The sequence below is a fragment of the Peptoniphilus harei genome, assembly GCF_900454685.1.
Taxonomy (GTDB): Bacteria; Bacillota; Clostridia; order Tissierellales; family Peptoniphilaceae; genus Peptoniphilus_A; species Peptoniphilus_A harei.
The window spans coordinates 1,301,392-1,327,678 of the sequence record NZ_UATM01000032.1 but is presented as its reverse complement, the minus strand read 5'-3'; the positions used below and the strand labels follow the sequence as shown (position 1 = coordinate 1,327,678).

The following is a 26,287-nucleotide window of genomic DNA, read 5'->3' as shown; positions in this document are numbered from 1 at the left end:
AATTGGAGGAGTAAATGCCAAAATATAAGAGAATTGTTTTAAAACTCAGCGGAGAAGCATTAGCAGGATCAAATACAGTTGGAATCGACATAGACTATGTCAACCTAATAGCTAAGCAAGTTAAGAAAATCTATGACTCAGGAGTAGAAACTGGAATAGTTGTTGGTGGCGGAAACTTTTGGAGAGGACGTGACGAAAACAACATAGACCGTGCTACATCTGACTATATGGGAATGCTTGGCACTGTAATGAATGCTTTAGCACTTCAAGATTCCTTAGAAAAATTAGGCGTTATTACTCGTGTGCAAACTGCTATTGAAATGAAGCAAGTTGCAGAACCCTATATAAGAAGAAGAGCTATTAGACACTTAGAAAAGGGTCGTGTAGTTATTTTCTCAGCAGGAGTTGGAAATCCATATTTCTCAACTGATACTGCAGCAGCGCTTAGAGCTGCTGAAATAGATGCTGATGTCATTCTTTTAGCTAAAAAAGGAGTAGATGGTATATATGATTCCGATCCTAACATAAATCCTGATGCTAAAAAGTTTGATAATCTAACTTATAGGGAAATTTTAAATAAAAACTTAAAAATTATGGACGGCACAGCTACTACACTTTGCATGGACAAGAATATTCCGCTTCAAGTATTTGGAATAGATGAAGAAGATGCAATGTATAAAGTGGTTTGTGGCGAAGACATTGGTACTAATGTTAAATAGGAGGATACTATGATATCTGATCTTAAAAAAAATACTGAGTCAAGAATGTCAAAATCTGTTGACTCACTTACTGAATCACTTCAGTCTATAAGAGCAGGACGTGCTAATACAAGTTTGCTTGACAAGATTTACGTTGATTATTATGGACAACAATCTCCACTTAATCAAGTTGCTAGTCTTTCTGCACCAGAAGCAAGACTGCTTGCTATTCAACCTTGGGATGCTACATTAATTCCTGAAATTGAAAAAGCAATACAAAAGTCTGATTTGGGAATAACTCCTTCAAATGACGGAAAAGTTATTAGACTTGTTATACCTCAACTAACTGAAGAAAGAAGAAAAGATCTTACTAAGTTAGTTGGAAAGTATGCGGAAGAAGCAAAAGTTTCTGTTAGAAACATTAGAAGAGATGCTATGGAAGATATTAAAAAAGCTGAAAAAGCTAAAGAAATATCTGAAGATGATAGAAAAACTTATGAAGAAGATATTCAAAAGTTAACTGATAAATATATTAAAGACATCGATGGTGTAGCAGAAGAAAAAGAAAAAGAACTTATGGAAATTTAATTTTTAGCCTTAGATTATTCTAAGGCTCTTTTTTTAAGGAGTTTTATGAATTATTACGATAAATTAGATTTAGAAAATATTCCCAAACACGTAGGCATAATAATGGATGGAAATGGAAGATGGGCAAAGAAAAGAAAAATGCCAAGAACTTTTGGACATAGAGAAGGAACACAAAGGGTAATCGAAATTGTAGAAGCAGCCTATAAAATCAATATTAAATCTTTAACTCTTTATGCCTTCTCTACTGAAAACTGGAAGAGACCTGATGAAGAGATTTCTAAGTTAATGGATTTACTTGCCTACTATATTAAAAATCAACTTGAAAAAATTAAAAAAAATAATATTAGAATAAATGTCTTAGGAGATTATAAAGCCTTTCCTGATAAGATAGTTAGACTAATCGAGACTGCATTGCAGGAAACTAGATCAAATGATAAAATGATATTAAATATTGGTCTAAATTATGGGGGACAAAGTGAAATAGTTAGAGCTAGCAAAATGATTTGTGAAGATGTTATTGCTGGTAAGCTATCTCTTGAAGATATTGATACAGAATCTTTTAAGGATTATTTATATTCAAGAGATCAAGAAGATCTGGACCTACTTATAAGACCAAGTGGTGAGCTTAGAGTTTCTAATTTTTTATTATATCAACTAGCCTATAGCGAGTTTTATTTTTCTAATATATTGTGGCCAGACTTTCATGAAGAGGAATTCTATAAGGCCATTTATGATTTTCAAAAAAGAAATAGGAGATACGGAGGATTATAATCTTGACTGATTTACAAAAAAGAGTTTCAACAGGAATAGTGGGTATTGGTCTATTAATTTTAATTTTTTACTTAGGATTAAATGCTATAAAGTTTTCAATTTTTATTTTAACTCTTGAGGCAATAAGAGAGCTATACAACGCACTAATAAAAAAAGAAATCAAACTTTATTTGCCAAGTTTACTTTTAGGGGCTCTGGTAACTTTTTTGTGCTCAATTTTTGATAAAAACTTAACCTTTGCCCTTGTTTTTTATTTTATTTTTAATTCTTCTCTGTATGTAATTTTAGAAGACTATAATTTGAGCAATTATTCCTTTACAAATATGGCCTACTTCTATACAGTATTTTTCTTAAATTTACTAGGAAGTCTTGATGATATTTACATAATTATTTCTGCTTTTGTAATTGCCTTTACCACAGATACCTTTGCTTATTTTGTAGGTTCTACTTTTGGCAAGCACAAGTTAATTGAAAGAGTTAGTCCTAATAAATCGATAGAAGGTGCCGTTGGTGGAACTTTTTTTGCTCTTATATTAACAGCTGTGTATTTCACACTTTTAAATAAATATAATTTTATTTACGACCTTAATCTTGTTGTAATCATAATTATTTTCCTTACTTCCATTGCTGGACAGTTTGGAGATTTGTTTGCATCAAAGATTAAGAGATTCACAGGTATAAAAGATTATGCACAGATTTTACCTGGTCACGGTGGAATACTTGACAGGTTTGACAGTCTTATATTTATAAGCCCCTTCGTGTATATTCTGTACCATTTTATTTAAGGAGAATAAATGATTACTTTAATTAGCTCTTTACTTGTTTTTTTACTCGTTGTTATGCTTCATGAATTTGGTCACTTTGCTGTTGCCAAATTATCAGGAATTAAAGTTAATGAGTTTTCCATAGGTATGGGTCCAAAAATTTATCAGAAACAAAAAGGTGAAACCTTTTATAGTTTAAGAGCCCTTCCTGTTGGAGGCTATGTTGCTATGGAAGGCGAGGAAGATAACTCCCATGACCCAAGAGCCTTTAACAATGTTTTCATCGTAAAAAGAATGGCAGTTGTTTTAGCTGGAGCCTTTATGAATTTCGTATTGGCTTTTATTGCTTTTACCCTTATTTTTTCCATAGTAGGATATGGATCAAGTGAAATTGAAAAAGTTATTTCTAACTCACCTGCAGATAAGGCAGGAATACAATCAGGCGATTTAATTATAAAAATTAATGAAAATAAGGTTAAGGACATATACGATATAAATTCAATAATTTCCAAAAATCAAAAAGAAGAAATGGATTTTCAAATTAATAGAGAAGGAAATATATTAAATTTAAAGATAAAACCTGAGTATTCTGTAGAAAATCAGATGTATTTAATTGGTATCACTTCAAAGCTAGATCATTCACTATTAAAATCCATTAGTCTTGGGGCAAATAGAACTTTAGAAATGTCCAAATTGATTCTCAAAAGTATTAAAATGATGTTTTCTGGTTCTTTTAAAATGGAATACTTATCAGGCCCTGTTGGTGTTGTACAATTAATTGGTTCAGAGTCTTCAAAGGGATTTTTAAATTTTCTACAGATTTTAGGACTAATATCAGTCAATCTTGGTGTTTTTAACTTGCTCCCAATTCCTGCACTTGATGGAGGAAAGTTTTTATTTTTATTAATTGAAGCCCTTAGAGGTAAACCCATAGATGAAAAAATTGAGCAAGGACTCTCACTAATAGGTATAAGTCTTTTATTTTCTTTAATGATTTACGTAACTATTTTTAATGATATTGGAAGGTTGTTTAATAAATGATAAATAGAAAAAAAACAAAAAAAGTTTATGTTGGAAATGTCCCAGTTGGCGGAGATTCTTTCATCTCTATTCAATCTATGACTAACACAGATACTAAAGATATAAAGTCAACTGTCTCACAAACAAAAAATCTAGAAGAACTAGGTTGTGACATAATAAGGATGGCTGTTAATGATTTAGAAGATGCAGCCGCACTTAGAGAAATTAAAAAAGAGATTAATATTCCAATAATATCAGACATACAATTTGATTATAAGCTAGCACTTGCTGCTTGTGAAAATGAATCAGATGCAATAAGGCTTAACCCAGGAAATATTGGAGCTCCTTGGAAGATAAAGGAAGTTATTGAAGCTTGTAAGTTTCACAATATTCCAATAAGAGTAGGAGTTAACTCTGGTTCTGTAAAACAAGAATTTTTGGATAAATTTAAAGGAGTTAATGCATCCTCCATTTGTTATAGTGCTATGGAAGAAATCGAATTGTTAGAAAAAAATAATTTTCATGACATAGCAGTATCTCTAAAAGCTTCTAGTGTAAATCTAACAATAGAAAGTTATAGGAAGTTTTCTGAAATGTCAGACTATCCTCTTCACTTAGGAGTAACTGAAGCAGGAAGCCCTAAAAAAGGTATTGTAAAGTCTGCCATAGGTATAGGTACTCTTTTAGCTGAAGGTATTGGCGACACTATTAGGGTGTCTTTAACATCTGATCCTAGTGATGAGATAATTGCTGGAAAAGATATTTTAAAAGCACTTGACCTTAGAAGAGAGGGCATAGATTTAATTTCCTGTCCAACTTGTGCAAGAACTAAGGTAGATTTAATAGAAATAGTAAATCAGGCTGAAGAAAAACTTTATAAGATCGATAAAAATTTAAAGGTGGCAATTATGGGATGTCCTGTTAATGGACCTGGTGAGGCAAGAGAGGCCGATATAGGTATTGCATGTGGACATGGTGAAGGATTAATCTTCCGTAAGGGAGAAATAATAAAAAAAGTTCCAGAAGATAAACTACTAACAGAACTTTTATCTGAAATCGAAAAAATTGGGTGATAATTTGATTTTATTAAAAGATATTTTACAAAAATTAAATTCTTCTTATAATGATGTTCCAGATGACATTTATATAGAGTCAATTAGAAGAAACAAAAATAAAGGAGAAGTTTATTTTGTAATTAATTCAAAAAATGATTTAGAAATAAATTTTAAGAATGAAATTTCTAAAATTTTTTCTACAAGCTTAGAAGAATACAAGACTTATATTGACTTTAAATCATCTTCTCTTTATAAAAGTGAAGATGATTTAATTTATGCTGAAATTTTGAAGTACAATCCTTCATCACAAATATGGATTAAGGATGTTCTAATAAATAAAAATGATAAAATTGGTTTAATAAATATAAAACTACCTAGTGAAGAAGCATTTTATAGCTTAAGTCAAAATGGGTTTGCATCATATCTGGAAAAAGAATTAAAAGTTTTTGGTAACTTCAGTATAAAATTTGATTTTGATAAAAAAGATCTTGTAGAGGATAATATTGAAAACTTTATTTCTCAAATAGAAGAAGCTGAAGAAGTTATTTCTACTAAACATGAAATTGAAGTAAAGACAAAAATAGAAAATAAGTCTAAAGAAAAGAAAATTAAAAAATCTAACTCCTATGGAAAAAAAGATATAGGAATAATAGAAAAGCTAGTTGATGTTAATGTAAATTCACAAAAGGTAAGTGTTGAAGTCGATATATTTAATTTAGAAAGTAGAGAACTTAAAAACGGTAACTTTTTGATTTCCCTTTCTATTACAGACTACACATCATCAACTCTTGCAAAAATATTCTTAAAACCTGACAAGGCAGAAGAGTTCTTAGAAAGCTTCGGTGTAGGTGACCATGTTGTTATTACTGGAAATGTGTCCTATGATAATTTCTCAAAATGTGAAACTATTATGATTAGGTACATTGAAAAAAGAGATAAGGTCCTTAGGATGGATTATTCTGATGAAAAGAGAACAGAGTTAAGAATTCATTCCAAAATGTCTCAGATGTCTGGTGTTACATCTTTTACTGACTTTGCAAATAGAGCTAAACTTTGGGGACATGATGCAATTGGCATTACTGATACTAATGACGTTCAAGGTTTCCCAGAAGCAATGGAGGCCGGAGAAAAAACTGGACTTAAAATTCTTTATGGAACAGACATAAATTTTGTTGATGATAAGGAAAAAATTGTAACTAACTATATAGATGGAAAAACTTACGATACTTACGTAGTCTTTGATATAGAAACTACTGGTCTTTCATCTAGAAATGATAAAATTACAGAAATTGGTGCAGTAAAAATAAAAGACGGTATTATAACAGATAGATTTTCACAACTTATTAACCCTGAAAAAGAAATTCCTCAAGTTGTTGTTAATTTAACAGGGATTAGTAACTCCTTAGTTGAAAATGAACCTACAATAGAAGAGGTTATTCCTAAATTTTATGAATTTGCTAAAGATGCCGTACTAGTTGCCCACAATGCAAAATTTGATATTTCATTTATTAGGAGAGAGTATGCTAACAATGGCTTAGAATTTAACCATCCAATACTTGATACACTTGTAATGGCAAGAGCAACAATGACACATATGAAGAGATTCAATCTTGGAACTCTTTGTAAAAATCTTGGTGTGTCTCTTGTGGGAGCGCATAGAGCAGTTAATGATGCTGAAGCTACAGCAGAGGTTTTTATAAAGTTAATTGACAAAATTAAAAGAGAGGAAGAAGATTTCAATTTTGAAATTTTAAATCAACAAATAAAAAACACAGATTCTAAACGTTTATTCGAATCTTCTTTATTATTGTTAGTTAAAGATGAAGTTGGTTTGAAAAACTTATATATGTTAATTTCTGATTCGCATATGAAATACTTTAATTTTGTTGCAAAAGTTCCTAGAAGTTTATTAGATAAATATCGAGAAGGAATTCTTGTTGGATCTGGTAATGCCAATTCAGAATTGTTTGATGCTATATATAGGATGTGTCCTCATGAAGAATTAGTTAAAATTGCATCTTACTATGATTTTCTAGAAATCCAGCCAGCAAGTGACAACATTATGTCAATTGAAGATGGAAAATATACACTAGAAGATATAAGAGATATAAACAAAAAAATCTTAGAGCTTGGAGAAGAACTAAATATTCCTGTTGTTGCTGATTCAGACACATATTATATAGAGGAGTCCGAGGACCTCCTTAGAAAAATTGTCCTAAACGGCAAACCTGGTAGACCTGATCCAAGATCTAGTAGAAACCAAAAGTTTTATTTTAAGACAACAGAAGAAATGCTAGATGAATTTTCCTACTTAGGTCAAGACAAAGCCTATGAAGTTGTTGTAACTAATACAAATGAATTAAAAGATTTTATTAAGGATATAAAACCAATTCCAGATGGAACTTATCCACCAGTTATTGAAGGTTCTGATGAAAGTTTAAGGGATATGACTTACAAAAAGGCCCATGACATTTATGGAGAAGTTCTTCCTAAGATTGTTGAAGACAGGTTGGAGAAGGAACTAAAATCTATTATTTCAAATGGTTATTCAGTTCTATATATTATTGCACAAAAACTTGTGAAAAAATCAAATGATGATGGATTCCTAGTAGGTTCTAGAGGGTCTGTTGGATCTTCTTTTGTTGCAACAATGGCAGATATAACAGAAGTAAACCCCCTTCCACCACACTACATTTGTCCTAACTGCAAATATTCTGAATTTACTGAAGACTTAACTTATGGATCTGGGGTTGACATGCCAGATAAAGTATGCCCTAAATGTGGAACCCAACTCATAAAAGATGGGCACAATATTCCGTTTGAAGTTTTCTTAGGTTTTTATGGAGATAAGGAACCAGATATAGATTTAAACTTTGCTGGTGAGTATCAACCTAGAGCCCATAAATACACTGAAGAGTTATTTGGAGAAGGGTATGTATTTAGGGCAGGAACTATAGGAAAAATTGCTGAAAAAACTGCTTATGGTTATGTGAAAAAATATTTTGAAAATCAGCGTATCTCACCAATTGAAATTGACAGACTTTCAAGGGCGATCACTGATGGTAAAAGAACTAGTGGACAGCACCCTGGCGGTGTAATGATTGTTCCTAAAACAAATTCAATTTTCGACTTCACACCAATTCAATATCCAGCAGACGATCCAAGTTCAGGAGTTATAACAACTCATTTTGATTATAACTTTATTCATGGAAAAATCTTGAAATTGGATATACTAGGTCACGATGGTCCAACAATTATTAAAATGTTAGAGGACTTCACTGGAATAGACTCTAGTACAATTAGGCTTGATGATCAAAATACACTTTCTATATTTAATAGTGCGGAAGCCTTTCACATGGATGAAGATATTTTCTCTTGCAAGACTGGGACACTAGGAATACCAGAATTTGGAACTTCTTTTGTTATATCTATGTTACTAGAAACAAAACCAAAAAACTTTGCAGATCTTGTGAGAATATCTGGCCTATCCCATGGTACTGACGTTTGGATTTCTAATGCCCAAGAGTTAGTTGATTCTGGTAGAGCTGAATTAAAAGATGTTATCGCTACAAGGGAAGACATCATGGTATATCTAATAAATGCAGGTGCTGAAAATAAAATGGCCTTTGATACTATGGAAAAAGTAAGAAAGGGAAAAGGCCTAACTGAAGAACAAGAAAATATAATGAAAAACTTAGATTTGCCTGAGTGGTATATTGATTCTTGTAAGAAAATCAAGTACATGTTCCCTAAGGCTCACGCAGTTGCTTATGTAATGCTTTCTTTCAGAATTGCTTATTATAAGCTCAATCATCCTTTAGCCTTTTATGCAACTTTCTTTACTATTAAACTAAATGATTTTAATGGAGAGAATATTATTGAAGGTCCAGGCTTTCTCAAAAATAGAATTAAAATTTTAAGAGATATTGAAAAACCAACAGCTAAGGACAAGGGAGAGATAAGAGTATCTGAAGTAGCCCTTGAAATGTATGCGAGAGGATTTGAATTTTTAAGTCCTGATATCTATAAGTCAAAAGCATCTAAATTTACTATTGAAGATGGAAAAATTAGAATGCCACTTAGGGCAATACCTGGTGTAGGCGAAAACTGTGCTAACAAAATAGAAGAAGAATCAAAAAAATCTAATTATTTATCAATAGAAGATTTTTCCAAAAGAACAAAGGCTGGGAATTCTGTTATTACAATTTTACAAAAAAATGGAATATTAAAAGACCTTGATGAAACCAATCAAATTTCATTATTCAATTTTTGAAAAACTTGTATTTATAGCAATTTGTGTTATAATTTAATTAAGTAAGATATTTAGAGTAAAGAGTGGGGAAGCCCACTCTTTGTTTTTTAGTAGTGAGGTGTTAAGTGAATAAAAAAGAATTAAAAAGAGAAATCTACCCACTAGCTGAAGAGGTAGCAGAAGAACTTGGCTACGAAATTGTAGACATAGAATTTCAAAATGGATCAAAGCATGATCTTTTGTCAATTTTTATTTATAAAAAAGAAGGCATTGATTTAGATGACTGCACCGAAATGAGTAGAAGTTTAGAAAAGAAACTTGATAACTTAGAAGCTTTGAAAAATCCATACTATCTTGAGATTTCTTCTCCTGGACTTGATAGGCCTCTTAAAACAAAAGATGACTATAGAAGAAATGTTGGCAATGAAGTTGATGTAAAACTTTATGCTCCAATAGACGGACAGAAAGAATTTAGTTTTGTTTTGGATAAATATGATGACGAGAATATTTATTTTATGAAAGATGAGAAAGAATTGGCAATACCAATTAAATCAATTTCATCAATGAAACAAACTATAAAATTTTAATGGAGGAATAAATGAATCAAGAGTTTATTGACGCTTTAAATGAAATCGAAAAAGAAAAAGGGATTTCTAAAGAAATTGTCTTTGAAGCTTTGGAATCGGCCTTAGTCTCTAGTTATAGAAAAAATTATGGTACATCAGAAAATGTAATCGTAAATATGGATAGAGAAACTGGAGAAATCAAATTATACTCCTCTAAAGAAATTGTAGATGTTGTGGAAGACCCTCAACTACAAATATCTTTAGAAGAGGTAAAGAAATTAGACCCAAGTTATGAAATTGGAGACATATATAATCTAGAAATTCATCCTAAAAATTTTGGTAGAATTGCTGCACAAACAGCTAAACAAGTGGTAATCCAAAGAATAAAGGATGCTGAAAGAGATATTGTTTTCGATGAATACGTTGAAAGAGAAAAAGAAATTATAACTGGTCTTGTCCAAAGAAAAGCTTATAACAATGTTTATGTTGATTTAGGAACTACTGAGGCAATTCTTCCTTATAGTGAACAAATTAATGGTGAGTCCTATAATCACGGGGATAGATATAAGATGTTGATTCTATCAGTAGAAAAATCAACAAAAGGACCTCAAATAGTCCTTTCAAGATCTCATCCAGATTTAGTAAAGAGATTATTTGAATTAGAAATCCCTGAAGTAAGTGAAGGAATAGTTGAAATATACTCTATTTCTAGAGAAGCTGGTTCAAGGACAAAAATCGCTGTATTTTCAAGAGACCCAGAAGTAGATCCTCTAGGAGCTTGTGTTGGATACAAGGGTCAAAGAGTAAATGCAATAGTTGATGAAATTGATAATGAAAAAATAGATATTGTTATATTCGAGAAGGAAATAGACAAGTTTATTGCAAATTCCCTAAGCCCTTCAAAGGTTGAAAAAGTATTTGTTAATGAAGCAGAAAAATCTGCACTTGCAATAGTTCCTGACTACCAACTTTCTCTTGCTATTGGTAAGGAAGGTCAAAATGTTAGGCTTGCTGCAAAATTAACCGGATGGAAGATAGATATAAAATCAAATCTTCAGTTTGAAGAATACCTTGAAGAGAGAAATATAACAGAAGAAGAACTTAAAGAAGAATTTGAAAATGCTAAAAAAGAATTTTCTGATGAAGAAGTTGAGGAAATATCTGAAGACTTTGAAAAATCTGGAGAAAATTTAGAAACAACTGAAATACATCCTGAAGAATCAGATTCTCATATTGATGAAAACTCTGATATGAATATTGAGGATGAAGAAAGCATAGAAACAAATTCTATAGATGAAGATGTTAACATTTAAAATTCTTAATTTAATGGAGTAAGTAATGACTAAAATTAGGAAGGTACCTATGCGTACTTGCATAGGTTGTAGAGAACAAAAAGAAAAGAAAGATTTAATTAGAGTTGTAAAGAACAAAGACGATGAAATCTTTATAGATAAAACTGGAAAGGCAAATGGAAGAGGAGCTTACTTATGCAATGACAAAAGTTGTTTGGAAAAAGCGATAAAGTCAAAAGCTTTAAATAGGGCATTCACGACAGAGATTAGTGAGGAAGTTTATGAGAAACTAATTGAATCTGTAGATTAAGCTTCTTTTTAGGAGGTGTTCAATTTGTCAAAAATTAGAGTACACGCGTTGGCAAAGGAAATTGGTATTACAAGTAAGGAATTAATTGCAAAGTTAAATGAACTTGAAATATCTGTAAAAAATCATATGTCAACATTAGATAGCGCTGAAGAAGATAGAGTAAGAAATTTATATAACAAAAATTCTTCAAAGAATGACTCTCCTGTAGAAAAGAAAAACAATGATAAGCAGGGAGACAACAAGAAAAAAACTCATCCTAATAAGGAAAAACAAAACAATAACAATTCAGATAATAAAGAATTTAAAAAAGATAATAAAAACAAGACTTTTAATAAAGAAAATAAAAAAAATGATGATAAGAGCGAACATTCATCTAATCAAAAAAAGAAAAATAACAAAAAGAATAAGTCTAAAAACAAAGAAAATGATAATGATAAAAACCACTCCTTTAAGAGAGATTTGACTAAGAAAAAACCAAAGAAAAAAGTTAGATCAAAACATAAGGTTGAAGAGGAAGATAAGGGAGATGATTCTATAATAGTTATAGCACCTATAACAGTAAAGGATTTTGCTAACCAATTGGGAGTGTCTGTATCAACAGTTATTACAAAACTAATTGGACTTGGAGTTATGGCAAATCAAAACCAAAGTATTGATGAAGATACTTGTATATTACTAGCTGATGAACTTGGAATTGAAATTGAAATTGAAGCTCCAAATCTTGACCAATCGGTTGAAGAAGAATATGGGCTTCTAAGAGAAGATAGGGAAAGAGATCTTAAACCAAGACCACCTGTTGTAACAGTAATGGGTCACGTTGACCACGGAAAAACTTCTCTATTAGATTCTATTAAGAAAACTCATGTTACTCAATCTGAAGCTGGCGGTATTACTCAACATATAGGGGCTTACACTGTTAATTTATCTGGAAAGAAAATAACTTTCCTCGATACACCAGGTCACGAAGCTTTTACTTCCATGAGACTTAGGGGAGCTCAAACTACAGACATAGCAATACTTGTTGTAGCCGCAGACGATGGTGTAATGCCTCAAACAATTGAAGCAATTTCTCACGCAAGGTCCGCTGATGTTCCAATAATTGTAGCAATTACAAAAATTGATAAACCAGAAGGCAACCCTGAAAGAGTTAAACAAGAATTAATGAACGAAAATCTTGTTCCTGAAGAATGGGGCGGTGACACAATTGTTGTTGGAGTTTCATCAAAATCTGGCGAAGGCATTGATGAACTTCTAGAAATGATTCTATTAGTAGCTGAAATGAAAGAGTTAAAAGCAAATCCTAATAGACGTGCTATTGGTACTATAATCGAAGCCAATCTTGACAAGGCTAAGGGACCTATGGCAACTATTCTTATTAAGAACGGTACTTTAAGATTTGGAGATGCTATTGTATCTGGTACTTGCTCAGGAAGAATAAGAGCTATGGAAGATGATAAAGGCAAAAAAGTTAAAAAAGCTGGACCTTCTATGCCAGTTGTAATTTTAGGACTTAACGATGTTCCTAATGCTGGAGACACAATTTATGCAGTTAATGATGATAAGACTGCAAAAGCAATTGCCGATAAGAATACAGAAATTTCTAGAGAAAAGAGATTGAGTCAAACAACTAAGATTAGTCTTGACAACCTATTCGAAAAAATTTCTGAAGAAGATGTAAAAGAACTCAATGTTGTTGTAAAAGGTGATGTAAAAGGTTCTGTTGAAGCGCTTAACCAATCTTTACTAAAACTTTCCACTGAAGAAGTTAAGATTTCTGTAATTCACTCAGGCGTTGGTGGAATCAATGAATCTGACGTTACTCTAGCTTCTGCATCTAATGCAATTGTTATTGGATTTAATGTTAGACCTAATATTAATGCTATAGAACTTGCAAAAACTGAAGATGTTGAAATTAGGACATACAGAGTTATCTATGAAATTATTAACGATATAGAACAAGCAGCTAAGGGTATGCTAGATCCAGATATTGTAGAAGAAATCCTTGGAAGATGTGAAATAAGACAAACATTTAAACTTCCAAACAACCAAATGGTTGCTGGGGTTTATGTCCTAAACGGTAAAATCCTAAGAAACTCTAAGGTTAAAGTGCTAAGAAATGACGTTGTTATTCACGAAGGAGACATTGCTTCTCTAAAGAGATTTAAAGATGATGCTAGAGAGCTTGCAACAGGTTTTGAAGGCGGACTTGTTATTGATGGTTTTAATGATATTAAAGAAGGCGATCTTCTTGAATCTTACATCATGAAGGAAGTTGAAAGATCATAATGAACAATAAAAGAATTAACAGAATATCAGAAGAAGTAAGACGAACAATATCTAATATAGTTCAAAATGAGTTAAAAGATCCAAGGATACCTTCTATTACTAGTATTTCTCATGTTGAAGTTACAAATGATTTATCCTTCGCAAAAGTTTATGTTTCTGTCTTAGGAGATGACTATGATAGGGATGAAGCAGTTGAAGGACTTAATTCAGCTAAGGGATTTATAAAAAAAGAATTGGCTAATAGGGTTAAACTAAGGGCGATGCCAGAACTCATTTTTATTAAGGATGACTCTATTGAACGAGCTATGGAATTAGATAAACTTATAGATGAGGTAAATCACAAAAATGATTAATCTAAAGGAATTATCCTCTGAATTAAAAAATTTAATAGATAATAGCAATAGTATTGCAGTTGCATCTCACTTAAATCCTGATGGAGATAACTTAGGATCTGCTACTGCAATGCTTGGCATGCTTAATAAGCTTGGTAAAAATCCAGTCTTTATACTAGATGACAGTGTTCCATCCCATTTTAAATTTTTACCAAATCTTTCTTATTCAAAAAGTCCAGAAAATATTGATGAGGATTTCGATTTATTTATTGCTCTTGACTCTTCAGATGAAGATAGAATGGGAGATAGGGTGAAAGAAATATTTAACAAGTCTAAAAAAACTGTTAATATTGACCATCACTTTAGTAATAAGAATTATGCTGATTTGAATATTGTTGATGAAAATTCACCAGCAACTTGTGAAGTCCTTGCAAGAATTTTCAAATATCTTAATTTACAATTAGATAAAGAAATAGCGACTTCCTTATTTACAGGACTTTCAACAGATACAGGTTCTTTTAAATATAGTTCAGTTAGCTCAAAAACTTTTGAAATTGCATCAGACTTATTTAAGTATGACATCGATATAAATGAAGTTACGCAAAATGTTTACCAAAGTAGGTCTAGACAAAAGACTGATTTGTTAATTAGGGCCATGAACTCTATTGAGTATTTTGATAAAGATAAGATTGCTGTAGTTATAGTAACTAAAGAAGATATAGAAAAGACTAAAGCAGCAAAGTCAGATGCTGACGGAATAGTAGAATTTGTTAGAGATATTGATACTGTTGAACTTGCAGTTCTCCTTAAAGAAAAAGACGATTGTATTAGGCTATCTCTTAGGTCTAAATCTTATGTTGATTGTACGAAAATTGCGTCTAAGTTTAATGGCGGAGGACATATTAGGGCTTCAGGCGGTACAATAAACCACACCGATATCAAAAAGGCAAAAAAAGATTTAGTTGAAGTGGCGGAAGAAGAATTATGATTGATGGTCTCTTAGTATTTGACAAGGATAAAGGAATAACATCCCATGATTTAGTTTATAAGGTTAGGCGCAAATTAGGGATAAAAAAAGTAGGTCATACTGGTACTCTTGATCCTATGGCTACAGGAGTGCTAGTTATATCTATTGGAAAAGCAACTAAAACAAGCGAATATATTCTTTCAAGTGACAAGGAATACGAAGCTAAAATCAAACTAGGTATCTTGACCGATTCATATGATATTGCTGGTAATATTTTAAAAGAAGAAAAAGTTATCTTCAATGAAGAAGACATAAAAAAAGCTCTTCAAAATTTTACTGGTAAGTTGTCACAAAAGCCTCCTATTTACTCTGCTTTAAAAGTGGGTGGTAAGAAACTTTACGAGTATGCAAGAGAAGGTAAAGAGGTAGAAATAAAAGAAAGAAATATTGAGATTTATAAAAATGAACTTTTAGATTTTAACGGAAGTGATGAATTCCTAATAAGAGTTAAGGTATCTAAGGGAACTTATATAAGGTCTCTTGCAAATGATATTGGGAACTTTTTAGGCACTTATGGTACACTAACAGAGCTTAGAAGAATAAGAACTGGAAATTTTAAAATAGAGGATTCTATTAATAGCTCTGATTTTGAAAATATGTCTATTGATGAAATAAAGGAAAAAATTCTACCAATGGATTTAGCCTTAACTAATCTTAAAAAAATTGATTTAGACAAAAGATTTCTTAATAAATTTCTTAATGGACAATTTTACAGGCTTAATCACAAGCCAGAAGTTGATAATTACAGAGTGTATTGCGAAAATCTTTTTTTAGGAATTGGAGAAATTAGATTTATTGATGAAAAACCTTATCTTAAGATGAAGAAGAGATTAATAGGTGATTTATGAAAATAATTGAAATTGACTTAAATTATATAGCAGACGAAGATTCAGTTATTGCCCTAGGAAACTTTGATGGTGTTCATAAGGGCCATATGGAATTAATTAATAAAGCAGTTGCAAGAGCTGATGATTTAAATATTAAGTCTAGCATATTGTTATTTAATGAACACACTGACAACCTTATTAAGGTCGGTAAAAAGGACATTATAACAACAAATCAAACTAAATTTGAAATTCTAGAAAATCTAGGAGTTGATATAATTTATCTTATAAACTTTACAAGAGAATTTATGGCTTACACTCCTAAGATGTTCTTAAAAGATTTTCTAGCAGATAATCTTAAAATTAGAGGAGTTGTTGTAGGTTATGATTACACTTATGGATTTAAAAAATCTGGCGATGTGGATTTTTTATTAGAAAATAAAGATTTATTTGATACTATTGATGTTATTAATCAAATTTCATCTCATGGAGAGAAAATTTCATCGACCCTAATAAGAAACTTAATTGAAGAAGGTAGGATAAAAGAGGCTAATGATCTTTTATCAAGACCCTATAAGCTAATTGGGGAAATTATACATGCAAAAGGTCTTGGAAAAAAAATGGGATATCCAACTGCCAACTTAAAATTAGTAGATAATTTTGTAATTCCGAGATATGGAGTTTATGACACAGATATTATTATAAATGGAGAGAGGTTTAAAGCTTCAACTAACATTGGTACAAACCCAACTGTTGAGCATGATGGGATAAAAATTGAAGCTCATATACTTGATTTTGATAGAGATATTTATGGGGAAATTGTTGAGCTTGAACTTTTAGATTTTGTAAGACCTGAATTGAAATTTGATTCCATAGAAGAATTATTCGATCAGATTGCTAAAGATGTTTTAGTTACAAGGAATAGATGACTTTACAAGCCAGCCTTTATATGGTAAGATATTTAAGGTTAAATAGCTATTCACAGTTGGTCGCTCCTCGACGCCTACTTTGATTAGCTTTATCTAAAAAATTTAGGAGGAAAATATGTTAGAAACAAATATCAAACAAATTATTATTGACGAATTTAAAACACACGAAGGTGACACAGGATCACCAGAAGTTCAAATTGCAATTCTTACTAGAAGAATTAACGATTTAAACGAACATTTAAGAGTTCACAAAAAAGACCACCACTCAAGAAGAGGACTTCTTAAAATGGTAGGTAAAAGAAGAAACTTATTAAGATATTTAAAGAATAAGGATATAGAAAGATATCGTACACTTATTAAAAAACTACAAATCAGAGGATAATAGGAGCGGTAATTCCGCTCTTTCTTATTAGAAGGAGGAAATAATGGAAAAAACTTATACTATGGATCTTGCAGGTTCTCAGTTAAAAGTAACAATTGGAAAAGTTGCTGAGCAAGCAAATGGTGCTTGTTTAGTACAATATGGAGATACTGTTGTACTTGTTACAGCTACATCTTCTTCTAAGCCAAGAGAGGGAATCGACTTTTTTCCTCTAAGTGTAGACTATGAAGAAAAAATGTATGCAGTTGGTAAAATCCCTGGAGGATTTATCAAGAGAGAGGGAAGACCTAGCGAAAAGGCTACCCTATCCGCTAGACTAATTGATAGACCACTTAGACCTCTTTTCCCAGAAGGTTATAGAAATGATGTACACATAGTAGCAACTGTTTTAAGTGTTGATCAAGATCATTCACCTGAAATTGTTGCAATGATAGGTTCTTCTATTGCTCTTTCTATTTCTGATATTCCTTTTGATGGACCTACAGGTTCAGTTGAAGTTGGATATATTGACGGAAAATATATCATAAATCCTAACGAAGAAGAGAGAAACAATTCTAAAATAAACTTATCTCTTGCTGGAACAAAGACTGCAATTATGATGGTAGAGGCTGGTGCGCAAGAAGTAAGTGAATCTGAAATGCTTGAAGCTATTCTAGAAGGTCACGAAGTTATAAAAGATATTTGTGAGTTTGTAGAAGAAATTTCTAGTGAAGTTGGAAAAGAAAAAGCTGAATACGAAGTATTTAAAGCTGACGAAGAAATTGTAGCTAAGGTAAAAGATTTTGGTAAAGATTTACTAGTTAATGCTATTAGAGAAAAAGATAAGGTTGTAAGAGAAGAAAACACTGAAAAAGCTAAAGAAGCTATTAGAGAACACTTCGTGGACCTTATGGAAGAACACTCAAAAGATATTTCAGCTGCAATTGAAGAAATTGAAGTTACTGAAATTAGACGTGGCATTCTTGAAGAAGAAAGAAGGCCTGATGATAGAAAACTAGATGAAATTAGACATCTATCATCTGAAGTTAGTGTTCTACCAAGAACTCATGGTTCAGGCTTATTTACAAGAGGACAAACTCAAGTGCTTTCAATTGCCACTCTAGGTGCAATCTCTGAAGAGCAAGTTATTGATGGACTTGGAGATGACAAACCAAAGAGATATATTCACCACTATAATTTCCCAGGATTCTGTGTTGGAGATACAAAACCATCTAGGTCTCCTGGTAGACGTGAAATTGGTCACGGTGCTCTTGCAGAGAGAGCTCTACTTCCAGTAATTCCAGATTCAGAAGTCTTCCCATATACAATAAGGGTTGTTTCAGAAGTATTATCTTCTAATGGATCTTCTTCTCAAGCATCTATCTGTGGATCAACTCTTGCCCTAATGGATGCAGGTGTACCTATCAAGGCACCTGTTGCAGGTATAGCTATGGGTCTTATTGAAGAAGATGGAGTTATAAAAATACTGACTGATATCCAAGGTTTGGAAGACCACTTTGGAGATATGGACTTTAAGGTAGCAGGTACAAGAAAGGGTATCACAGCTATCCAAATGGATATTAAGGTTGAAGGTATTAAAAAAGAAATTCTTGAAACTGCTCTTGATAGAGCAAAAGATGCTAGATTTGAGATTTTAGATCATCTTGCTACAACAATTGAAAAACCAAGAGAAGAGCTTTCCAAGTATGCTCCAATAATCCACATGATTTCTATTGATCCAGAAAGAATTGGAGAAGTTATTGGTGCTGGTGGAAAGATAATAAATAAAATTATTGAACAAACTGGTGTAAAAATCGATATTGATGATGACGGAAAAATTTCTATCTTATCTGATAGTGATGAAAAAGCTAAAGAAGCTATTGCAATCATTGAAGATATAGTAAAAGAAATTGAAGTTGGAGAAGTTTATCTAGGAAAGGTTAAGAAAATTGTTAAGTTTGGAGCTTTCGTAGAAATTAAAAAAGGAACAGAAGGTCTCCTTCACATTTCTGAAATTGCTCATGAAAGAACTAACAATGTAGAAGATGTATTAAAAGTTGGCGATTCAGTTGAAGTTAAAGTAATTGACATAGCCAAAGATACAGGTAAGATTTCTCTATCAAGAAAAGCTCTTATTAAAAGAGAAGATAATTCCAAGAAAGAAGAAAATAAATAAGTAAAGTTAAGTCGCATTAGAATTTATTTTAATGCGATTTTTTAAAGGAGAATTTATGAAATTAAAAGTTATTAATAAAAGTAAGCATCCTCTGCCTAAGTATGAAACAGATGGCTCTTCAGGAATGGACTTAAGAGCTAATCTAGATGAAGATTTAGTTTTAAAACCTCTAGATAGAGTGCTAGTTCCAACAGGTCTTTATTTCGAATTCGAAAAAGGTTATGAAGCTCAAGTTAGAGCTAGATCAGGCTTAGCATTAAAAAAAGGCCTAGGACTTCCAAATGGTATTGGAACTATTGATTCTGATTATAGGGGAGAATTGAAGGTGATTCTAATTAATATGAGTATAGATGATGTTGTCATAGAAGATGGCGATAGGATTGCCCAAGTTGTTTTTATGAAAATTGAAATTCCCGATATAGTTGAAGTAGAGGAGATTAGTGATACCGAAAGAAGTGATGGAGGCTTCGGTCATACTGGTCTTTAAGGGCACAAATTGTTATAATATTAATGAGGTGCTAGCTCTTGAAAAGAAATATAAAAACAAATAAAAAAACTAAAAAGAAAAATAATAATAAAAAAATTAATAGGAGAAAAATATCTTCTGAAATAGATAATGGACGAGAAATTAAGGGACTATTTCTAATAGTTATTGGAATAGTCTTCTTTATATGCTTATATAGTCAAAGAATGGGAATCGTTGGGGCATTAGTATATAAACTATTTTCTGTTTTAGCAGGTTCTGCAAACTTTGCTATCCCCTTACTTTTTATTTTTTGGGGAATACTCTTTAACCTTCAAGCTACTAAAAATCGAATGTCTTCCTATATAGTTTATACTTTAATTATACTTCTTTGCACTTTAGTTTTCTTAGATGGATCTAAAGAAATGGACATGACTCTAATTGAAAGAATAGTAAAATCAACGGAGTACATGGATATAACTAGAAGTGGAGGTATAATTGGAGCAATCTTCGGATTCTTCTCTTATAAACTTTTGGGTTCACTTGGAACTTATATTATTCTCAGCCTAATTATAATTGCTTCAATTTACTTAATGTTAAGGCCTAATATGGAACAAATAATAATGGCTTTTGAAGACCTTGGAGAATACTTTAATGATAAAAAAATTGCTCGTGAAGAGAAAATAAAAGAGAAAAAATTAAAGGCTGAAGAGAAAGATAAGAAAAAAGCTCTAAAAGAAAATAAAAAAGTTGAAAAACAAAAACTTAAAGAAGAAACAAAATCTGAAAATTATGATAACTTTACTGAAGACTTAATTGTTAAAGACTATTCAGAGGATTCTTTAACTGAAAATAATGATTTTGAAGAAATTGATGAAAACATAAATTTAAAGGAAGATGAAGTAACTCCTCAAAAAGCTCAAGAAAAAATTGAAGACGAGGTAGTGGATACAATAAAGGATGATATTGAGCACAAAAAAGAAGAAGAATTTGTATATACTTATCCAGATACAGCACTTCTAGAGAGAATTCCTTCAAAAGGTAATTTTTCTAAAGATGAAGTACTTGAAAAAGGAAAAATAATTGAAAATACTATGAAAAACTTTGGTATTGATTCAAAGGTAGTGGCTATAAATCGTGGACCGGTTATTACATCCTATGAATTAAAGCCTGCACCAGGAATAAAACTATCTAGGATTGTTGGTTTAAGTGACAATATAGCTATGGCTCTGGCAAGTTCTGACTTGCGTATTGAAGCACCCATACCTGGTAAAACAGTGGTTGGCATTGAAGTTCCTAATAAGGAGAAAGATTCTGTTAGCCTCAAGGAACTAATTGAGTCCAAAGAATTTAAAAATAGTAAGTCTGATATTCCACTTGCCCTAGGTAAAGACGTTGAAGGCAACGTACTAATCTCTGGCATGGAAGACATGCCTCATCTTTTAATTGCTGGTGCTACTGGTTCAGGTAAATCAGTATGTATTAATTCAATAATTACAAGTGTTATTTATAAGTCATCTCCTAAAGATGTGAAGTTAATGCTTATAGACCCCAAAGTTGTTGAGCTTAGTGTATATAATGGCATACCTCATCTTTTAATAGATGTAGTGACTAACCCTAAGAAAGCAGCCTTTGCTCTTAACTGGGCTGTTGATGAAATGGAGAAAAGATATCAAGCTTTTGCTGAAAATCACGTAAGGGATTTAAAGGGATTTAATAAAAAGATGGTTGCTGAGGGAAGGGAAGATGAAAAACTTCCTAAGATATTAATAATTGTAGATGAGTTAGCAGATCTTATGATGGTTGCTTCAAAAGAGATTGAAGAATATATCGCAAGACTTGCTCAAAAGGCAAGAGCTGCAGGAATGCATTTAATACTTGCAACTCAAAGACCCTCTGTTGATGTAATCACAGGAACAATAAAGGCAAACGTACCATCTCGTATAGCCTTTGCCGTAGCATCTTCTGTAGACTCAAGAACTATTCTTGACATGGGTGGTGCTGAAAAACTACTTGGAAAAGGAGATATGTTATTCTATCCAAGTAAATATCCAAAAGCAAAAAGAATTCAAGGAGCTTTCATTAGTGATAGCGAAGTTGAAAGACTTGTTGATTTTGTAAAAAATAATAATGAAATTAAAAATACTGTTGAATCAAAGATAGAACAAGCAATTGAGGACAAAAAGGTAAAGATTGATAATGAAAAAGATCCACTTTTCAAAGAGGCCGTAGAGCTCGTTGTAAATGATGAGCAAGCCTCAATATCCTATATACAGAGAAAGCTAAAGGTCGGCTATTCAAGGGCTGGTAGGATCGTTGATCAAATGGAAGAACTGGGTATAATAGGACCTCACGAAGGTTCTAAACCTCGTAAGCTTTTAAAAACAAAGGAAGAATTAGAAATGATTTTAGGTGATGAAGATGAATAATGTCCACATAGTTACATTGGGTTGCTCAAAAAATGATGTAGACTCTTCTATGATGTACTCACTTTTAGATAAAGATAAATATAAAATGGTAGAGAATCCAAACGAAGCCGACATTTTAATCGTAAATACTTGCGGGTTTATTGATGCGGCTAAAGAAGAATCTATTGACACAATACTTGAGTCAGTAGAATATAAAAATGAGGGACGATGTAAAAAGGTTCTTCTATCAGGTTGTCTAGCTCAAAGATATCCTGAAGAGCTAATAAAAGAAATTCCTGAAATAGACGGTATACTTGGAACAGGTAATATTGAATATATAAATGAGCTATTAGATAGAAGTCTATCAGGTGATTTATTTGTAAAGACTGACAATTTAAACTCTGCTTATCTAGAAGGCATTAGAAAAGAAAAAGTTAATACAACAGAATATGTGAAAATCTCTGAAGGATGTAATAATAACTGTTCTTATTGCATTATTCCTTCATTACGTGGCAAAAATAGGTCTAGAAAAATAGAAGATGTATATAAGGAAGTTGAATATCTTGTAAGTAAAGGAGCAAGAGAAATAATTCTCATAGCTCAAAATACAACTGATTATGGAATAGACCTCTACTCAAAATATTCACTTGCCAATTTAATAAGAGAAATATCAAAAATAGAAGAATTAAAATGGATTAGAGTTTTATATCTTTATCCTGATCACTTTACAGATGATTTGATAGAGGAATTTAAAAACAACGATAAGCTTGTAAATTACGTAGATATGCCTCTTCAACACATATCTGATGATGTCTTAAAAAATATGAACAGGAAGACAAGTAAGGACCATATAATAAAAACTCTTAAGAACTTGAGAAAATCTGTAGCAGACATTGTTATTAGAACGACTTTTATTGTTGGTTTCCCAGGAGAAAATCAGGAAGATTTCGATCAACTAGTTGATTTTATTGAAGATATAAAATTTGATAAGCTAGGTGTTTTTGAATACTCTAGGGAAGAGGGGACTAGAGCTGCAAGCTTAGATGAACAAATCCCAGATAATATTAAAGAAGAAAGAAAGAACGAAATAATGGCTATCCAAAGTGACATTTCAGGTGAAATTCTATCCAAGAATTTAGGAAAAACTTTTGAAGTTTTAATTGAAGAAAAGATTGATGACAATAATTATGTGGGAAGAACATATATGGATTCTCCAGAAATAGATGGAGTAACTTATGTTCAATCAGATAAAGAGCTTGAGATAGGAGACTTTGTCCAAGTTGAAATAATTGATAGTCTTGATTATGACTTAGTAGGTGAATTAATATGAATACTCCAAATAAACTAACTTTAATGAGGACACTTCTAGTTCCCGTTTTTGTACTTTGCATGTACTTTAATTTTAATAATTCTAGACTAATAGCTACTGCAATATTTGCTATAGCTTCTTTTACTGATTTTTTAGATGGTCATATTGCAAGACGTGACAACTTAGTTACTAACTTCGGTAAATTTGCAGATCCTCTAGCTGATAAAATTTTAGTTTGTTCGGCTATGATTATGCTAGTTAGTACTGGTGAGATGCCAGCTTGGGGCGTAATCATTATTATAGCAAGAGAATTTACAATTACTGGTTTTAGAATTATTGCGGCATCAGAAAATATCACTATAGCTGCCAGTCCTTTAGGAAAATTTAAAACTGTTACACAGCTTATTTCAAATATTTTACTCTTAACAGGATTAGAAGATTTTAAAACTCCTGGAATGATAGTTTTTTACTTAGCTGTAATCTTTACTGTTATTTCTGGAGCGGATTATTTAATTAAAAATAAAAAAGTTTTAGACCTAGAAAACATTTAAGGAGATTTATGAAAGCAAGTATTCTTACAGTTGGTACAGAGATCTTAATTGGATCCATTACCAATACTAACTCAAAATACATATCAGAAAAACTAACTGATATGGGAATAGACGTTATTAGACAAGTATCTGTAGATGATGGATTAGATGACATTGTAGAAGAATTAAAATATCTTTCTAAAAAATCTGACCTAATTGTTATATGTGGTGGTCTAGGACCAACAGAAGATGATTTAACAAGAGATGCTGTTGCCAAGTTTTTAAATAGAAGAGTCTACATTGATGAAGATGAGAAACAAAAAATGGAAGATAGATTTAATAGACTTGGTAGAAATATGACACCTAATAACCTAAAGCAGGTTATGCTTATTGAAGGATCAGAAAAAATAGAAAACATGTGGGGAGTAGCCCTAGGTGAATACATTGAATTTGACAATAAAAAAATAATCTTACTTCCAGGACCTCCCAACGAAATGGAACCAATGCTAGACTATTATTTTTCAAACAAATCCTTTACAAAGGACAATATAATGGTTAAATCTATTGATATTATTGGACTTGGAGAATCCATAATCGAAGATAGAATAAGGAAGATGAATTTTCTTGACAAGAGTATTTCTATAAATACTTTTGCCCATGGAACACATACTGAAGTCAAGATTATTGGTAAAAGTCAAGAAAAATATATGTTACAATCTTCTATAGAACAGACTATAAATTCTCTATATAAGGAGTTTACAACTCATATATATTCTGAAAATAATGAGGATGTTTCAAAACAGATTGTGGATATTTTAAAGAAAAATAACTTAAAAATCTCTTTTGCCGAATCAATAACTGGTGGTATGATGGCATCTGCAATTACTGATGTAAGTGGTGCATCAAATGTTTTAGAGTCCTCTTTTGTAACTTATTCAAATAGTTCCAAAAATAAAAACTTAAATGTATCTAAAGAAACTTTAGATAAGTTTGGAGCAATAAGTGAAAATACTGCATATGAAATGGCTAAGGGTGTAAAAGAAAGAACTCAAGCTAATATTGGAGTTTCAACTACTGGTGAAGCAGGACCAAATTCATCTGAAACTGAAGTAGGAAATGTCTTCACATGTATATATTTTGGTGAAGATAATTATAATACTAAACATTATTTCTTCTCAGGAGATAGAAATAAAATTCGCAGAAGCACAGTAAATAGGACTTTATCACAAATTCTTTATTTACTAAGGAAAAATTTTAAGGAGTAATTATGAAAGAAAGCAATTTAAGTAAAGAAAAACAAGAAGCTCTTCACAATGTTTTATCAAAAATAGAAAAACAATATGGTGAAGGATCCGTAATGATTCTTGGAGACGATGTAAAGCTTGACATTGATGCTATTCCAACAGGATCACTTGCCCTGGATATTGCCCTTGGAATTGGCGGTATACCAAAGGGAAGAATTATTGAAGTTTATGGTCCTGAATCTTCAGGTAAAACTACTTTGGCGCTTCATATGTTAGCTGAAGCTCAAAAAATGGACGGTACAGGAGCTTTTATAGATGCAGAACACGCTCTTGACCCTGGATATGCAAAAAACCTTGGTGTCGACGTTGAAAATCTAATTATTTCTCAACCTGATACTGGTGAACAAGCCTTAGAAATAACAGAAGCCCTTGTAAGATCTAATGCAGTTGATTTAATAATAATAGATTCTGTTGCAGCTCTTGTTCCAAAAGCAGAAATAGATGGAGATATGGGAGCAGCACAAATAGGACTTCAAGCAAGACTTATGTCTCAAGCTCTAAGAAAATTAACAGGAGCAATTAATAAATCAAAGTGTACAGTTGTTTTTATTAACCAACTTAGAGAAAAGGTTGGAATAATGTTTGGTAACCCTGAAACTACTACTGGTGGTAGGGCCCTTAAATTTTACTCATCTGTAAGACTTGATATTAGAAAGTCTGAAAACATCAAAAAAGGTGATGAAATTATTGGTAATAGAGTAAGGGTTAAGGTTGTTAAAAATAAGATTGCTCCACCATTTAGGCAAGCAGAATTTGATATTATGTATGGTAAGGGAATTTCTAGTGTAGGAAATATTCTTGACGTTGCTGCCGAAGCTGATATTGTTAAAAAAGCTGGAGCTTGGTATTCTTATGGAGAGGAAAGACTAGGTCAAGGTAGAGAAAATGCTAAGGATTTCTTAGAAGAAAATCCAGATATATTAAAAGAAATCGATCATAAAGTAAGAGTTTACTATAACTACTTCCTGATGATGAAAAAAATGAAGAAGATACATCAACTACTAATGAAGAATAAGGCGTGA

Annotated in this window: 23 protein-coding genes; all 23 read left to right on the top strand. The window is 31.8% G+C overall.

The genetic code is table 11. The annotated features are described in order from the left end of the window. The first annotated feature begins 14 nt into the window (after positions 1-14). The 23 genes from pyrH to recA all read left to right on the top strand — a co-directional run bounded on the left by pyrH (position 15) and on the right by recA (position 26,287). A complete protein-coding gene (gene pyrH / locus DRZ96_RS07760) occupies positions 15-719 on the top strand; it encodes a UMP kinase (protein WP_112890223.1) in 705 nt (234 codons plus the stop codon). Between the two features lie 9 nt (positions 720-728). Beyond that, positions 729-1,286, top strand: coding sequence for a ribosome recycling factor (frr, locus tag DRZ96_RS07755; RefSeq protein WP_070701221.1), 558 nt, complete (start codon positions 729-731; stop codon positions 1,284-1,286). Positions 1,287-1,331: 45 nt separating this feature from the next. After that, positions 1,332-2,057: an isoprenyl transferase gene (locus DRZ96_RS07750; protein ID WP_112890222.1), complete on the top strand. Its 726-nt coding sequence runs from the start codon at positions 1,332-1,334 to the stop codon at positions 2,055-2,057. 2 nt (positions 2,058-2,059) lie between these two features. Beyond that, on the top strand, positions 2,060-2,842 hold the full coding sequence (locus tag DRZ96_RS07745) for a phosphatidate cytidylyltransferase (protein ID WP_112890221.1): 783 nt from the start codon (positions 2,060-2,062) through the stop codon (positions 2,840-2,842). A 9-nt stretch (positions 2,843-2,851) separates the two neighbouring features. Next, complete coding sequence (gene rseP / locus DRZ96_RS07740; protein ID WP_112890220.1) at positions 2,852-3,862, top strand: RIP metalloprotease RseP; 1,011 nt, start codon at positions 2,852-2,854, stop codon at positions 3,860-3,862. Next, entirely contained in the window at positions 3,859-4,914 is a 1,056-nt protein-coding gene (gene ispG / locus DRZ96_RS07735) for a flavodoxin-dependent (E)-4-hydroxy-3-methylbut-2-enyl-diphosphate synthase (RefSeq protein WP_112890219.1), read from the top strand. The genes rseP and ispG overlap by 4 nt, the downstream gene beginning before the upstream one ends. 4 nt (positions 4,915-4,918) lie before the next feature. Beyond that, positions 4,919-9,169: a PolC-type DNA polymerase III gene (locus DRZ96_RS07730; RefSeq protein WP_112890218.1), complete on the top strand. Its 4,251-nt coding sequence runs from the start codon at positions 4,919-4,921 to the stop codon at positions 9,167-9,169. Positions 9,170-9,273: 104 nt separating this feature from the next. Next, positions 9,274-9,735 carry a ribosome maturation factor RimP gene (locus DRZ96_RS07725; protein WP_070701213.1) on the top strand — a complete coding sequence of 154 codons (462 nt, stop codon included), beginning with the start codon at positions 9,274-9,276 and terminating at the stop codon, positions 9,733-9,735. 11 nt (positions 9,736-9,746) lie between these two features. Further along, positions 9,747-11,027 carry a transcription termination factor NusA gene (nusA, locus tag DRZ96_RS07720; protein WP_112890217.1) on the top strand — a complete coding sequence of 427 codons (1,281 nt, stop codon included), beginning with the start codon at positions 9,747-9,749 and terminating at the stop codon, positions 11,025-11,027. Positions 11,028-11,052: 25 nt separating this feature from the next. Beyond that, on the top strand, positions 11,053-11,316 hold the full coding sequence (rnpM, locus tag DRZ96_RS07715) for an RNase P modulator RnpM (protein ID WP_070701209.1): 264 nt from the start codon (positions 11,053-11,055) through the stop codon (positions 11,314-11,316). Between the two features lie 24 nt (positions 11,317-11,340). After that, entirely contained in the window at positions 11,341-13,602 is a 2,262-nt protein-coding gene (gene infB, locus DRZ96_RS07710) for a translation initiation factor IF-2 (RefSeq protein WP_112890216.1), read from the top strand. Then, entirely contained in the window at positions 13,602-13,955 is a 354-nt protein-coding gene (rbfA, locus tag DRZ96_RS07705) for a 30S ribosome-binding factor RbfA (protein WP_070701205.1), read from the top strand. The genes infB and rbfA overlap by 1 nt, the downstream gene beginning before the upstream one ends. Beyond that, positions 13,948-14,922, top strand: coding sequence for a DHH family phosphoesterase (locus DRZ96_RS07700; RefSeq protein WP_070701203.1), 975 nt, complete (start codon positions 13,948-13,950; stop codon positions 14,920-14,922). Before rbfA ends, DRZ96_RS07700 begins: the two co-directional genes overlap by 8 nt. Beyond that, positions 14,919-15,809: a tRNA pseudouridine(55) synthase TruB gene (truB, locus tag DRZ96_RS07695; RefSeq protein WP_070701201.1), complete on the top strand. Its 891-nt coding sequence runs from the start codon at positions 14,919-14,921 to the stop codon at positions 15,807-15,809. Before DRZ96_RS07700 ends, truB begins: the two co-directional genes overlap by 4 nt. Beyond that, on the top strand, positions 15,806-16,714 hold the full coding sequence (locus DRZ96_RS07690) for a bifunctional riboflavin kinase/FAD synthetase (RefSeq protein WP_070701199.1): 909 nt from the start codon (positions 15,806-15,808) through the stop codon (positions 16,712-16,714). The genes truB and DRZ96_RS07690 overlap by 4 nt, the downstream gene beginning before the upstream one ends. A gap of 115 nt (positions 16,715-16,829) precedes the next feature. Then, positions 16,830-17,096 carry a 30S ribosomal protein S15 gene (gene rpsO, locus DRZ96_RS07685; RefSeq protein ID WP_070701196.1) on the top strand — a complete coding sequence of 89 codons (267 nt, stop codon included), beginning with the start codon at positions 16,830-16,832 and terminating at the stop codon, positions 17,094-17,096. Between the two features lie 43 nt (positions 17,097-17,139). Next, on the top strand, positions 17,140-19,251 hold the full coding sequence (locus DRZ96_RS07680; protein ID WP_112890215.1) for a polyribonucleotide nucleotidyltransferase: 2,112 nt from the start codon (positions 17,140-17,142) through the stop codon (positions 19,249-19,251). A 55-nt stretch (positions 19,252-19,306) separates the two neighbouring features. Then, positions 19,307-19,738 carry a dUTP diphosphatase gene (dut, locus tag DRZ96_RS07675; protein WP_112890214.1) on the top strand — a complete coding sequence of 144 codons (432 nt, stop codon included), beginning with the start codon at positions 19,307-19,309 and terminating at the stop codon, positions 19,736-19,738. Between the two features lie 38 nt (positions 19,739-19,776). Then, positions 19,777-22,143 (top strand): FtsK/SpoIIIE family DNA translocase, encoded by a 2,367-nt coding sequence (locus DRZ96_RS07670; protein ID WP_112890213.1) that lies wholly within the window; start codon positions 19,777-19,779, stop codon positions 22,141-22,143. Next, positions 22,136-23,452, top strand: coding sequence for a 30S ribosomal protein S12 methylthiotransferase RimO (gene rimO / locus DRZ96_RS07665; protein WP_112890212.1), 1,317 nt, complete (start codon positions 22,136-22,138; stop codon positions 23,450-23,452). The genes DRZ96_RS07670 and rimO overlap by 8 nt, the downstream gene beginning before the upstream one ends. Next, the gene (pgsA, locus tag DRZ96_RS07660; protein WP_112890211.1) at positions 23,449-23,982 is read left to right on the top strand and encodes a CDP-diacylglycerol--glycerol-3-phosphate 3-phosphatidyltransferase; all 534 of its coding nucleotides are present in this window, start codon (positions 23,449-23,451) and stop codon (positions 23,980-23,982) included. The genes rimO and pgsA overlap by 4 nt, the downstream gene beginning before the upstream one ends. 8 nt (positions 23,983-23,990) lie before the next feature. Beyond that, positions 23,991-25,226 carry a competence/damage-inducible protein A gene (locus DRZ96_RS07655; protein WP_112890210.1) on the top strand — a complete coding sequence of 412 codons (1,236 nt, stop codon included), beginning with the start codon at positions 23,991-23,993 and terminating at the stop codon, positions 25,224-25,226. 2 nt (positions 25,227-25,228) lie between these two features. After that, entirely contained in the window at positions 25,229-26,287 is a 1,059-nt protein-coding gene (recA, locus tag DRZ96_RS07650; RefSeq protein WP_256584825.1) for a recombinase RecA, read from the top strand.